Below are 14,360 nucleotides of genomic sequence, written 5' to 3' on the forward strand. Positions count from 1 at the left end.
AACTTTTAAATAAGTTTTTTATGCTATTTTTTTTAATTATTTTACAAAAAAGTTCAAAAACTCATTGATAAATGTTATCAAATGGTATATAATGAATAAAAGTTAGCTATTGCTAACAAAAAATATATTAAAAGGTGAATTTATGTCAAAAAATTTTGAAATGCTAAATAAAGAATTAGACGAAAACAATATTAAAGCTAGTCTTGTTATATTTCCGTTTGCAGGAGGTGGAGTATCTGCATTTAGAAATTGGAAATATGAATTTGAAGATGTAAGGATATTTGTTGCTCAATATCCAGGAAGAGAAAATAGATTTTCTGAAAAAGCTATAAGTGATATTAATATTTTAGTTGAAACATTATTCAATGATATGGAAGAAAATTTTGATTTTGGAAAACCTTACTATTTATTTGGACATAGTATGGGAACAAAAATAGTTTATGAAATAGCCTTAAAGATCAAAAATTCAAGATATGAAAATCCAAGAGGAATAATAATTTCAGGTGGACGTGCTCCAGTGTATAAAGAACCAAACCCAATCTATTACCTTGATGACGAAGGTTTTATAGAAGGGCTAAGAAGATATGAGGGAACCCCGAAAGAGATATTAGATAATAAAGAATTGATTTCAATTTTTTTACCGACACTTAGAGCAGATTTTGTAATAGACGAAGACTATCAAGATACAAAACATGAAAAATTAGAAAGTCCCATACTTGGACTTATGGGAGATAAAGATCAAGAAATGAAATTAGAAGAACTTAAAAAATGGCAAGATTATACAACAAAAGGATTCGTCTATAAATATATAGATGGCAAGCATATGTTTGTTAATACATCTCCTGAAATGGTTATAAGGGAAATAAAAAGCTATATTAATGAAAACGTTAAAAATAATTAAAATTACAGAACTAACAAAATTTGACATTAATGAGGTAGTTCAATTTATACATGATGATTGTATAGCAGTAGTTGCTGTAGAGACAAATAGTTACGGAATTATAAGTGAATGTATTCCATATTTAAGTAAAGATCAAATTGAAATTATGTGGAAGTATAGAAAAGAAAGTGACAGAATTAATTATGCTGTAACAAAAGCAATAGTAAACTTGCTATTTTCTAAAATTGAGAAACTAAAATGCGAAGAGATTAGATGGCGTTACGGTAAATATAATAAACCATATATTAGAAATCATTTGAATTTACATTTTAATATATCACATACCACAGGATTTTCAATAGTAGCCTTCTCAAGAAATGATATAGGAGTTGATATTGAAAATATAGAAAGAAATATAGATTATAGTGAAATTAAGAATAATTTTTTTATTAACAATGAAAAAATATTAGGTTTGAAAGACTTTTACAAATATTGGGTTTCTAAAGAAGCTTATTTAAAATATAAAGGAGTCGGTTTAATTCAAAATTTGGAAACAGTCGATGTTATTAATAAAAATAATAATGTAATGAAAGTTATAGATAAAGAAAATAATATTCAAAAGGAGATTTTGATTTTTGAAAAAGAAAAATTTGTTTTTGCGTTATGCTATTAAAAAAGTAGGGCAAATATTATGAATTTAGAGATTAAGAGACAATTAATCAACTTTTATGATAAAGATGTTTGGGAGCATCTAACTGTTGGCGAACATTTGAAAATGTGGTCAAATACATACGCCGATAGAGTAGCAGTTGTAGATGAAAATGAAGAATTGACATATAGACAACTTAAAGATGAAGTGGATTGTTATGCTAATGGACTTTTAAATCAAGGATTCTGTAAGGGAGATAAAGTATTATTTCAACTTCCTAATAGTAAAGAATTCATTATAATTTTATTTGCAATGATGAGTATAGGAGTGATTCCTGTAATTATCTTGATGGGTCATAGATATTCTGAAGTTAAGGGAATTTTAAATAAAACAAATGCAAAAGCATATATTGGAATTAACAGGTACTTAGGATTTTCATATGAAGATATGGTGTCTAATATTATAGAAGATACGAAAGAAGATATACAAGTTTATTTGATTGGCGAAACAGAGAAATATGAGAAATTATGTGCTTTAAGACAAAATAGAAAAAATAAATTTGCCAAAGAGTTAGATTATAAGGAGACTGCTATATTTTTATTGTCAGGAGGAACAACAGGCTTTCCGAAACTAATACCTAATAGGCATTGTGAATTTATATATTTAGCAAAAGAACTGGCAAATGCAACAGATATGAATGAAGATACAGTGTATTTGGCAGCTTTACCTATGAGCCATAAATTTGCACTTTGTTGTCCGGGAATGATTGGGACATTGTCAAAAGGTGGTAAGGTGGTTACTTGTAGAGTATCCAGTCCTGATGAAATAATACCTTTGATTGAGGAACAGGAAGTTAGCATTATGGCATTGGTACCTACTTTAGCTAATATGTGTATAGAATATCTTAAAAATGATGATGCTGATATCAGCAGTTTGAAGTATATACAGATAGGTGGATCTGTTCTTGATTCTAACTTAGCAAAAAAGATTCAGGAAGAATTTAATTGTAAATTATTGCAATTGTATGGCATGAGTGAGTCGTTGATTACTTGCTCTAGGGTTTTGGACGATGATTATGACAGATTACATACTCAAGGGAAGAAGTTAAGTGAGTTTGACGAAGCTCGTATTGTTGATGAAAACGGGAAAGAGGTTCCTGATGGAGATTTTGGAGAGCTAATAGTTAGGGGACCATATACTATTTTGGAATATTATGATTCATCAAAACTAAATGATACTCAGTTTACAGAAGAATGTTTTTTAAGAACAGGAGATAGAGCCGCTAAGTTATATGGAGACAATTATAAAATTGTTGGTCGTGTGTTGGAGATGATAAATCGTGCTGGAGAAAAAATAGTTCCTTCTGAGTTGGAAAATATTTTGCTTACAAATAAGAATATTAGAGAAGTGCAAATTGTTGGCATACCCGATGAGACGCTTGGAGAAAAAATAGGTGTATTTATTTTGAAGGGAAGTGCTGTTCTTACACTTAGAGATATAAGGAATTACTTGGTAGAAAGAGGACTTGCTTCTTTTAAATTACCAGACGAATTACAGTATATTGATCAATGGCCATTAACAAGTGTTGGAAAGATAGATAAAAATAAATTGAAGCAACAAATGATTAAATAAGGAGAATATCGCATGGAAGAATATCAAATCAGGCAACAGGCAATAAAGCTTCTTGATGAAGTTTTACAAGAAGATTTAGATGGAGTTAAACCTTCAGAAAAAGACAATTTGATTGAAAAGGGTTTAGGCTCTATCCAAATCATGCAAATAGTTTCAGAGCTTAAAAAATTAGGGATAAAATTATCGTTTGCAAAACTAATGGAAAATCCTACACTTGAAGATTGGATTAGACTTATTGAAAAAGCAAATATTAAAAATATTGATAAAAAGACTGAATCAAGAGAAAAGAATATTTCGGAAGAGTTCCATTTAACGGATGTACAGTATGCTTATTTTGTAGGGAGAGAAGAAGATCAGGTTCTAGGTGGTGTTGGGTGTCACGCATACTTAGAAATTGATGGACAAGAGATTGTAACAGATAAATTAACTGCTGCTTGGAACTGTTTGCAAATGGAAAATCCAATGCTTAGAGCAAAATTTAACCGTAATGGTACTCAGCAAATTATGGAAGAACCATACTCAAAAGAAGTTAAAATTTTTAATTATACTTCACTATCTGAAGAAGATGCAGACATAAAACTATTGGAAATGAGAAAAGAAATGTCTCATAGAAAATTTGATATAGAAGTTGGAGAAGTAGCTAGCCTTAGCATTGCGTTACTAAAGGATAAAAAACATAGAATATTTTTAGATATTGATATTCTAGTTGCAGATATAATGAGCATAGGCATTATAATGAGTAGACTTGTAGAGCTGTACTGCGGAGAAGATAAAGTTTCAATAGATAGCAATTATACTTTTAAAAATTATCTGGAGGAACGAAAAATAGATGACGAAATATACAAAAAAGATAAGGAATTCTGGAAGAAAAAAATTGAATCCAGTTTTCCTTTAGAGGCACCTAACTTACCCATTAACACAAAACCGGAAATGATTGAAAAAGTGGTTTTTTCAAGAAGAAAGAAAATTATTAGCAAAGAAAACTGGATTAAGATTAAAGAAAATGCATATAAAAATAAAGTTACCCCATCAATGGTTCTGTTATCAGCATATTCAATGATTATTGAAAGATGGACAAATCAAGAAAAATTTGTGATCAATGTGCCATTATTCAATAGAGATGTAAATGATAATAGTGTTAAAAGAATGGTTGCAGATTTTACTAATCTTCTATTAGTTGAGTGTGAAAGAAAGAATGAAAAATTTTTAGATAGAGTGAAAACTATATCTGTCACATTTTTAGAAAATGCCTCTCACAGCTCATACTCTGGAGTGCAGGTACAAAGAGATGTTTATAAAGAAGTTGGAAAAACTATCAATATTGCACCTGTGGTGTTTGCTTGTAATATAGATTATCCTTTAGAGACTCAGGAAACAAGAAAAATATTCGGGAAAATAAACTATATGGTATCACAAACTCCACAAGTTTGGCTCGATTTTCAAACTTATTTAGTAGATGATGAGATTGTATTATGCTGGGATGTGGTTGATGAATTATATCCAGATGGAATGATTGATGATATGTTCGACTCTTTATACACTTTATTACAATCATTAAGTGATAATGAAAATTGGTATAGATTGCCTGAAATTCTTCCGTTGAATCAGATTGAAGATAGAGAAAAAGAATTAAAAAATATTTTGCCTTTGAGTTACCCTAAACAAACTCTCTATACAGAATTTCTTGATAGGATTAAAGTAAACCCGGAAAAAGTTGCTATTGTGGATGCACAATCCGGTATCGAATTAACTTATGGAGATTTATACAAAAAGGCGTTAATTATTGCAACAAATTTAATATCTTTTGGAGTAAAAAAGAATGACTACGTGGGAATAACATTGCCAAGGGGATATAGTCAAATAGTTGGTATTTTAGGAATTTTATTTGCCGGCGCAGCATATGTTCCTATCGGTATTAATCAACCCAACGAAAGAAGAAGGAAAATATATGAACAGATAGGAATAAAACATGTCTTATCCAATAAAAATACAATAAGGGATTTTAATTTAGATGATACAGATATCACATTTGTTGATATAGATCAATCAACTATTCAAAGTATAATTGAAAAACCTGTCAATATTAGTCCGTTTGATACAGCCTATGTAATTATGACATCAGGAACGACAGGAATTCCTAAAGGTGTGGAAATTGCACACAATAGTGCTGTTAATACAATCAATGACTTAAATGAAAGATATGAAGTAAATGCCAATGATAGCGTAATAATGGTATCAGCAATTGATTTTGATTTATCAGTTTATGATATTTTTGGAATATTATCGGCTGGAGGAACCATCATTACTTTAGGTGATAATAATTTCAAAGATCCGGAACTTTGGTTAAAACTTATTGAAAAATATGAAGTAACAATGTGGAATTCGGTGCCAATTCTTTTTGATATGCTAGTAACTATGGCAGAGGGTAAAGATGTTTCTATTCCATTGAGATTAGTTTTTCTTTCTGGAGACTGGATTGCAACAACATTACCTAAAAGATTTTATAGCAGAAGTAAAAACTCTCTTGTAGTTGGAATGGGTGGAGCAACGGAGGCATCCATATGGTCAAACTATATCAATATTCCAAAAGAAATACCTGAAAATTGGATTTCTATTCCGTATGGAAAAGCGTTAAAGAATCAAGTCTATAGAGTAGTTGATGGTTTAGGAAGAATATGTCCTAACTATGTTAAAGGAGAATTGTTAATTGGTGGGGTTGGTGTTGCAAAGGGATATAGGGGAGATAAGGAATTAACAGAAAAGAAATTTGTAGAATCGGATGGAGTTAAATGGTATAGAACTGGAGATGCTGGAAGAACATGGAATGATGGAACTATTGAATTTTTAGGAAGGCTTGATAATCAGGTAAAAGTTAAAGGGCATCGAATAGAACTTGGAGAAATTGAAGATGCATTAATTGGAAATCCTAAAATTAATAAAGCTGTTGTTGATGTTATTAAGATAGGCACTAATAATCAATTGGTCGCATTTATTGAAAGTAATGAGAGTAAGGATCATGCATTAACTAGATTAAGTAGTAATGAAAAAATTAATAAACTGAAATCTGAATACATTGATTATGATGAGTATCTAAATAGTGAAAATAATATGGTTTTAGGTTTGATATTTTCTATTTTCATGGATTTGGGTATTAGTCAAGGAAAAAGGTATTCTTTTGATGAAATAATGAAATTTGGAGAAATAGATATAGGATACGAATTGCTCGTAAAAAGATGGCTATTATTATTGCAAGAGCATAGTATGATAAGTTTAGAAGATGGTATTTACTTATTTAAAAAAATAGATATAGCATTAGACACAACAGTCAACCTAGATAATTTCAAAAATAATGTGGTAGATATTATACAGGGTAAGAAACAAGCTATTGATGTGTTTTATGCTTCTGAATCTAAACTTAGTCCTTCCAGACTTTTGAAAAAACTGAAAAATTATAAAGAAAATATAAATGAACTTATTGAAATTATAAAGATGGTATTTGATAGCAAAAATAAAAAGCTTAAGATTTTAGAAATAGGTGGAAGAAATAGCGAATTAACAGAAGAGGTAATTACAAACTTTGAAGATAAAATCGAAAAATATGTTTATACCGACACTTCGCTATATTTTTCAAATGAGTTTGAAGGCATAAAAAATAAATATACTTGTTTCGAGTTTATAAAAATAAATTCTTCAAGTAAGTATTTGGAAAATTTTAAAACGGAAAATTTTGATATTGTCATATTATATAATTCGCTACATCGTTCTCATAATATTTCAGATATGTTGCGTAATATAAAAACCATATTATCTCCTATGGGCGTTGTGATTGGAACTGAAATAAATGATGAATTATTATTACCAGAAATTAGTGCATCTGTATTAGAACGTGGTTTTATTGATTTTGATTTGTTAGAGCGAAATGGAAAAATTATTCCAAATATTAAAAACATTAAAAATGCAAGTGAAAATTGTAAATATAAAATTGAGTATTTATCTAATGAGACTGAAATTAACAAAATGGGAAGTATGATATATGTTCTTAAAAATAACAAAATAGATGTTGAACAAGATGAATTAATTAAATTTTTAAAGAACAAGCTTCCTGAATACATGATTCCACTTGAGTTTATAATTGTAGAAGAAATGCCATTAAATAAAAATGGGAAAATTGACAGAAAATCATTAAGAAAATTGATAGAAAGAAATGATAATCATAATTTTATCAATGTCAGAAAAAGGATTAATAATACAAATGAAATAGAAAAGTATGATGAAATTACAAAAAAAATAATTGATATATACAAAGAAATTTTAAATAATGAAAATGTATCGTTTACTTCTAATTATTTTCAATTAGGGGGAGATTCTCTTACAGCAACAAAGGTTGTTTCAAAAATTCAAAAAGAATTATGCGTAGAAGTATCAATTGGCGATATCTTTAAATATCCTATTTTAAGAGATTTTTCAGAGTTTATTAAGAAAATCGAAAAAGATAGACATTTACCATATAAAAGAATTGTACATGATTTTAAAAACATAAACGAGCCATTTCCATTAACGGATGTGCAATTTGCATATTGGATAGGAAGAAACAAAATGTATTCTTTAGGTTCAGTAGCAACACATTGTTACTTCGAATTAGATTGTTTGAATATTGAGCCTAATAAACTTCAAAAGGTAATAAATGATATGATTAAGTATCATTCTATGTTAAGGGCGATAATTTTAAACAATGGAACACAACAGATATTGGGAAAAGTTCCACCATTTATGTTAGATATTAATAACTTATCATGTCTTAATAAGGTTGAACAAGAGGAAGCTTTAAAACTGACTAGAGATATTATGTCTCACGAAATATTAAAGATAGATAAATGGCCTATATTTAATTTCAAACTTAGCATTTTAGATGAAATTAAATCCAGACTCCATATTAGTTTAGATAATATTATTTTAGACGGTTGGAGTATGTTCTATATTCTAGATGAATTGAAATTAAGATATAATGATGAAAATTTTTATAAGGAATTACCAGATGTTTCATTTAGAGATTATGTTTTAGAAATTAGAAAAGTAAAAAACACATCTAAATATCAAGTTGATAAAAAATATTGGCTGGATAGATTGAATGGATTTTTGGAAGCCCCTAAATTTGAAATAGCAAAGTTAGAAAGTGATATAGAAGAACAAACTTTTAATAGAAGAGAAAAAATTATTGATTCTTATGGATTGAATAAATTAAAAGGAATCGCAAGAGAAAATAACATAACATTGACAATTTTATTAATAACATTATTTTCTGAAATAATTAGGAAATATTCATTAAATGATGAATTTGTATTAAATATTACACAGTTTAACAAGGAACAAATTCATCCGGATATAAATAAAATCATAGGAGATTTTACTAACCTAACATTTCTTGAAGTAAAAAATTGTACTAGCGATTCATTGCTAGAAAAATCCAAAATGTTGCAAAAACAATTATTAGAAGATACAAAACACAATTCATATAGTGCTGTAGAATTTGGAAGAGAATTAAGAAATAAACACTCTAACAATAGATATTCTTTAATGCCTATAGTATTTACAAGTGGATTAGGTTTGTCTGAAGGCAGGAAAGATGCTTGGCTAGGAGAACTTGTATATAATATTTCTCAAACACCACAAGTTTGGCTTGATCATCAAGTTATGGAAATGGACGGCAAATTAAAAATAATTTGGGATTCCGTTGATGAAATATTTACGGCACAGTTGCTAGATAGGATGTTTGAGTCTTATGGAAACTTATTGGATACTATAATAAATAATACCAATGCGTTTTCCACTAAAATTAATTATAAGGAAAATAAAGATACTGAAAATAATGTATGTATTAGAGAAGACTTATCAGTTTATCAAAATAATGAACCTGATGAAGATATTCATAAATCAAACAAGAAAACAGAAGATAAATTGAACACTGAGCTACTTTATTCTATATCAGAAATTTGGAAAGAAATTTTAAAAATTGAAGAAATAAAAAAAGAAGATAACTTCTTTAAACTAGGAGGGAATTCTTTAAATATGATACAACTATCTAATACATTAATGGAACGATATGGTTTTCATTTAGAATTAGGGGAATTTATGGAAACTCCATATATTGAAAATTTGGTAATAAAGTTGATGGATTTTTTGAAATGATGTATTTGGAGAGAGGAACATTATGATGAAAGCGATAGTTTGTGGAACAACTTTTGGTCAATCCTATATAAATGCGATAAAAAAAATAAATAATATTGAATTGGTAGGTATATTAGCTTTTGGAAGTAGTCGTTCTAAGAGGTGTGCAGAAGAACATAATGTTCCACTATATGTTGATGTAGATTCTATTCCAGGAAATATAGATATTGCATTTGTTATAATTAAATCTTCTGTATTGGGAGGTAAGGGAACTGAATTGTCAGAGAGTCTCTTAAAAAAAGGAATTCATGTGATACAGGAACATCCAATTCATTATAGGGAGATAGAGAACTGCTTAAAGTTGGCTCATGAATTCAACTCATGTTATATAGTAGGGAATTTATATAATTCATTGGAAACTATTGAAAAATTTATTGAAGCTGCAAAATATTTAAATAAAGAAGATGTTCTTGAACATGTAGATATCATGACATCTTCGCAACTTCTTTATTCTTTGATAGGTATTCTGAACGAAGCATTACCTCTTCTTAGAAGTTTTAATATAATTCCAACGTTAACAGAGAAAAGATACCCTTTTAATCGTGTTGTTTTGTCAAATGGGCAATTGGATGTAAACTTACAAATTCATAATGAGGTTTCTGATGTGGATGGGAATAACCATATGCATCTTCTTCATAAAATTACTTTTTTTTATAAAAGTGGAAGATTAGATCTTGAAGATACCTTTGGATCTGTAATATGGAGGGATAGAATGAATATATCTGATAATATTGTGTTAGATTCAAAACAAATTGATGTTAATTATTTAAATAAGCCAATAAAATTTAGCTTGGCAAATTACAGTAACTTGACATATGAAACTATACTTTATGATGTTTTTCCGAATGCCATAAGGAAAGAAATTGAAAAATTTATTGAAAATGTTAAACAAAGAAAAAATAATATTACAAGAACGCAAAAGGAAATAATAGTTTCGAAAAAATGGGGAGAAATAATGAAAGAAATAGGGTTTCCTAAAAATGTTAAATTTGGTGAAGAACATCTTAACCATTTACAAGCTTTAAAAAATTTAGGGATGAAAAAATGAAACTAAAAAATGATAGTACAGACTTAGAATTATTTGATTATGTAAATGAGCTGAGAAAACAGGGAATGTTTTTGTTTGTGGAAGATAAAAAATTAAAATATAGAATCAAAAAAGAATTATACAATGAAGAGGTAATCAACGAAATTAAAGTTAACAAAGAGGATTTACTCAGATATTTATCAAAAGCACAAGAAAACACTTTGGAATTGAGTTCACTTCAGTTGGCATATATGGCTGGACAAGTAGATGGGGAATTTTTAAATAAAGTTAATGCTCATTATTATATTGAATTTGAAAAGCAAAATTTAAATATTGCTAATCTTGAAAAAAACATTAATTTGATGATTAGAAAAAATGATATTTTAAGATTGATTTTATTATCGGATGGTAGAGGGATTATTCTGGAAAAAGTTCCTGAATATAAAGTTTTTAAATATCAATATAATTCTAAAGAGGATAGGTATAAAATGCGAAAGATTTTATCGCATATGAAGTATAATATCGAAACATGGCCTATGTTTAAATTCGTAGTTGGAAAGAAAATTAATGGCGAGAATAAAAATGATGTACTCCACATAAGTTTTGATTGTTCTATATTAGATGCGTGGAGTGCAGGTAATATGATATATAAGCTTTTTGCGTTATACGAAGGAGAAAAAATAAGTTTTTCCGATGTATCTTATAAAGATTATGTAATGAATTTAAGAATATATAAGGAACTTGCATTTAATAAGAGACTTTTAGATGAGGCTGAAAAATATTGGAATAAAATGATAAAAACACTACCAAAAGCACCGAATTTAAGAACAAAAATGCCGATTAATGACTTAGAAGAATACAATTTTAAAAGAAAAGAATATCGTTTTAGTAAAGAACAAACTGACAATTTAATACATTATTCAAAACTAAGAGGTGTAACGTTGTCTGCTATATTAATCACTATTTATATGAAAGTATTGTCTGACTTAATTGAGACTGACGAATTAACAATAACAACAACATTATTTGGGAAATTACCAGTAGTTAAAAATGCAGATGAATTGTTGGGAGAATTTACAAATATAGGATTAATTAGCTATAAAGATGAATATAAATCTATATTAGAGTCCATCAAAAAAACCCAAAAACAAATATTTAAGTTATTAGAATATAGATGTTTTGATGGGATTAATGTTATAAATAAAGCTAGGCAAGAGAATGGAATAAATAAATTGTTTCCAATAGTAGTTACTTGCATGATTGGAGAGAGTTATAGCAATTGTAAAAATGGATTTCATGAAATATGTTCATTAAGTCAAACACCTCAAGTTTATCTAGATCATCATATAAGAATGATTGATGATAGTATTGTCATTACTTTTGATTATATAGATGAGTTATTATATGAAGAGGATATTATTTGGATGGTAGGTAAGTATATTGATGTTTCAAATGAAATATGCTCTAATTTTTGATAAATCAACTATGGAGGGAATAATATGAAAAGAAAAAAGTTTAATATTGAGTATCAAAAAAGAATTTATAGTGGTAAATATAAAACAATAATCTCACAAGAAAATGTTAAAACGCTCCTGGTTGAACCAGAATTAGAGGAAGATAAATCGGAATTTAAGATAAATTATATTGATAATATTAATACAGACAATGAAGTGAAAAAGAGAAAGTATTTTGTCCAAAAATTTTTATTAGATTTATTAACTGAAATTAATGTTAAAAAAATAAAAATAGACAACAAGAATGAAAATATAATTAAATACTGGTTGAAATATGTGAAAGATTTTAAAGCAGATGAGATGAATGAAGTAAAAATCGCAGAGGATTCTTTATATAGAAAACTACAACTAAAAAAGAATTTATTTGTAGATATACTTGAGAATAATAATAAAAAAGAGCTTTTGCTTTTAGATAATGAAATATCCCCAGCAAAACTAGGCATTAGAAGTGAGTTTACTGAGGGCTTATTAGATAAATTAATTAAAAACATCAATAATGAAAGTAAAGATATTAAAAGGTTAACAATAGGCATTGTTAATGATGTAGATTGCATAATAAAAGATAACTTAGTCAGCAGAATTAAAGATTTAAACAATGTAATTTTATTAAATGATTGCAATGATAAGAAATTTTTGAAAGATAATTACTTAAGTAGATTTGATCACATTATTTCTGTTAATTTTTTACATCAAATTGAAGACGTTGAATCTTTTTTCAAAACCTCAAAACTAATGTTAAAAAGAAACGGAAAAATTCATGTAATTGATTTTGGTAAAATGGATCCAATATCTGTACTTACAGCCATATTTTTTCAAGAAAAAAATCTTGATGTAGAAACTGAAAAACGTACGCAGTTTTTTTATAAAGTTGATTACATTAAGAAAATAGCCAAAAAATATTTTTTTAAAAATACTATGTTTTTGATAGAAAATAATATTGCTTATTATCTCGAATCAGAAAACTATACAGATCATATTGAGTTGATAAATAACTTAGAAAATGAAATTGGGTTAGATTTCGATAAGAAGATTGTTTTGCTGTCATTGGACTCTTTTAATGTGGATGTCTCTGATAAAACAACAATAAAAGAACAATTAAAAAAATATAATGAAAATTTAGAAGAAATCTTAAAAATAATATGGATGCAAAATTTGGATATAGATGATGTAGATAGAAATTCTAATTATTTTAAGATTGGAGGAAATAGCTTATCTGCAACAAAGCTTCTAGTTGAGATAGAAAGAAGATTAAAATGCAAACTCACATTAAATGAAATTTTTTCAAATCCTGAATTTGAAAAAATGTTAAATTTGATAAATTCAAAACAGTTAGGTATGGAGGTAGTAGAAGGTGAAATATGATAGGAATAATTGGAGCTACTGGAGATATTGGTTCAGAATGTACTAAAATTTTGAATGATTATGGAATCAAAGATATAAAGTTGGGATGTAGAAGAAAAGAAAAAGTTTATAAGAGTAAGAATACTTTTGCATTTATAGATTTGGATGATATAAATACTTGTATTGAGTTTGTTGATGGATGTGACTGTATTATAAACTGTTCAGGGTATTCAGATTCATCAATATTTAATTTAATAGATACAGTTAATAAAAACAAATGTATTCTCATTGACTTAAGTTATTATAATTTCTATGAGAAATCTGTTTTTGAAGGAGGAACAATATATCATGGAGTTGGTTCATCGCCAGGATTAATAGAAGCATTGCCAGTTATTATTTCTAGAGTTTTTGATAAAACCCTTAGTTTTCAAATGTATTACGCCTCTAATGGGGAATTTACTTATAATGCAGCCAAAGAATACTTGAGATATTTAAGTGAAGATGGTTTTTATGCAAGATCAATCTTAAATTCAGGAAAGATAGAACCCTATTTGGCAGGAAATAAAACAATAACATTGCCAATAAGCAGCGAAAGATGGGTGCCATTTCCGTATATTGATAAAAGAACTCTTAAAGTTTGTAGGCAAATAGGTGTGGAAAATGCCATATTCTATATGTGCATAAAGAACGGATATGTTTGCAATTTTTTAAAGAATATTCGTTCTGATAACATTGAAAATATAAATGTAATGGCACAAAAATTAGTGGATTTATCCAATTTGGATAATATTGAAAAAAAAGAATTTGGCGGATTTATCTTAGAGGCAACAGGAATAAAAAATAAAAATACTATAGATGCTAATATGATTTTAAAAAGCATTTCACCAACTAGATTAACGGCTCTAACAGTAGCAGCTGTTTCTATTTTAGCTCTAGAACATGGTAATAAAACTGAAATCAAAGATATGAGTGAGTTTCCTTTATTAAATAGTTTACTTGATAAGATGATGGAAATGGATACAACATTTTATTACAAATTGATGAAAGGAACAAATTTGAAATTGAATAATATCTTTGAAGGAGAAATATAAA

8 protein-coding genes are annotated in these 14,360 nt (G+C 27.9%); all 8 read left to right on the forward strand.

Going from position 1 to position 14,360, the window contains the following annotated elements; genetic code table 11:
* Positions 1 to 142 precede the first annotated feature (142 nt).
* From DG046_RS00590 to DG046_RS00625, 8 genes are read left to right on the forward strand one after another with little or no spacing between them, the layout of a single operon-like run.
* On the forward strand, positions 143 to 901 hold the full coding sequence (locus DG046_RS00590; protein WP_108830666.1) for a thioesterase II family protein: 759 nt from the start codon (positions 143 to 145) through the stop codon (positions 899 to 901).
* Complete coding sequence (locus DG046_RS00595) at positions 879 to 1,553, forward strand: 4'-phosphopantetheinyl transferase family protein (protein WP_036764335.1); 675 nt, start codon at positions 879 to 881, stop codon at positions 1,551 to 1,553. The genes DG046_RS00590 and DG046_RS00595 overlap by 23 nt, the downstream gene beginning before the upstream one ends.
* Positions 1,554 to 1,571: 18 nt before the next feature.
* Positions 1,572 to 3,161, forward strand: a complete 1,590-nt coding sequence (locus tag DG046_RS00600) for an AMP-binding protein (RefSeq protein WP_108830667.1) — start codon at positions 1,572 to 1,574, stop codon at positions 3,159 to 3,161.
* A 12-nt stretch (positions 3,162 to 3,173) separates the two neighbouring features.
* Positions 3,174 to 9,347, forward strand: coding sequence for a non-ribosomal peptide synthetase (locus DG046_RS00605; protein ID WP_108830668.1), 6,174 nt, complete (start codon positions 3,174 to 3,176; stop codon positions 9,345 to 9,347).
* 22 nt (positions 9,348 to 9,369) lie between these two features.
* On the forward strand, positions 9,370 to 10,434 hold the full coding sequence (locus DG046_RS00610) for a Gfo/Idh/MocA family oxidoreductase (protein ID WP_094210132.1): 1,065 nt from the start codon (positions 9,370 to 9,372) through the stop codon (positions 10,432 to 10,434).
* A complete protein-coding gene (locus DG046_RS00615; protein WP_108830669.1) occupies positions 10,431 to 11,888 on the forward strand; it encodes a condensation domain-containing protein in 1,458 nt (485 codons plus the stop codon). Before DG046_RS00610 ends, DG046_RS00615 begins: the two co-directional genes overlap by 4 nt.
* A gap of 24 nt (positions 11,889 to 11,912) precedes the next feature.
* Entirely contained in the window at positions 11,913 to 13,289 is a 1,377-nt protein-coding gene (locus DG046_RS00620; protein ID WP_108830670.1) for a phosphopantetheine-binding protein, read from the forward strand.
* The gene (locus tag DG046_RS00625) at positions 13,286 to 14,359 is read left to right on the forward strand and encodes a saccharopine dehydrogenase family protein (RefSeq protein WP_108830671.1); all 1,074 of its coding nucleotides are present in this window, start codon (positions 13,286 to 13,288) and stop codon (positions 14,357 to 14,359) included. Before DG046_RS00620 ends, DG046_RS00625 begins: the two co-directional genes overlap by 4 nt.
* Position 14,360: the final 1 nt, after the last annotated feature.

Origin of the sequence: Aedoeadaptatus coli, from assembly GCF_900343085.1 — a bacterium.
Classification (GTDB): domain Bacteria; phylum Bacillota; class Clostridia; order Tissierellales; family Peptoniphilaceae; genus Aedoeadaptatus; species Aedoeadaptatus coli.

What these genes read in the sequence shown, in the direction of transcription:
- DG046_RS00590 (WP_108830666.1), top strand. Translation starts at nt 143, where the DNA reads ATGTCAAAAAATTTTGAAATGCTAAATAAAGAATTAGACGAAAACAAT.
- DG046_RS00595 (WP_036764335.1), top strand. Translation starts at nt 879, where the DNA reads ATGAAAACGTTAAAAATAATTAAAATTACAGAACTAACAAAATTTGAC.
- DG046_RS00600 (WP_108830667.1), top strand. Translation starts at nt 1,572, where the DNA reads ATGAATTTAGAGATTAAGAGACAATTAATCAACTTTTATGATAAAGAT.
- DG046_RS00605 (WP_108830668.1), top strand. Translation starts at nt 3,174, where the DNA reads ATGGAAGAATATCAAATCAGGCAACAGGCAATAAAGCTTCTTGATGAA.
- DG046_RS00610 (WP_094210132.1), top strand. Translation starts at nt 9,370, where the DNA reads ATGATGAAAGCGATAGTTTGTGGAACAACTTTTGGTCAATCCTATATA.
- DG046_RS00615 (WP_108830669.1), top strand. Translation starts at nt 10,431, where the DNA reads ATGAAACTAAAAAATGATAGTACAGACTTAGAATTATTTGATTATGTA.
- DG046_RS00620 (WP_108830670.1), top strand. Translation starts at nt 11,913, where the DNA reads ATGAAAAGAAAAAAGTTTAATATTGAGTATCAAAAAAGAATTTATAGT.
- DG046_RS00625 (WP_108830671.1), top strand. Translation starts at nt 13,286, where the DNA reads ATGATAGGAATAATTGGAGCTACTGGAGATATTGGTTCAGAATGTACT.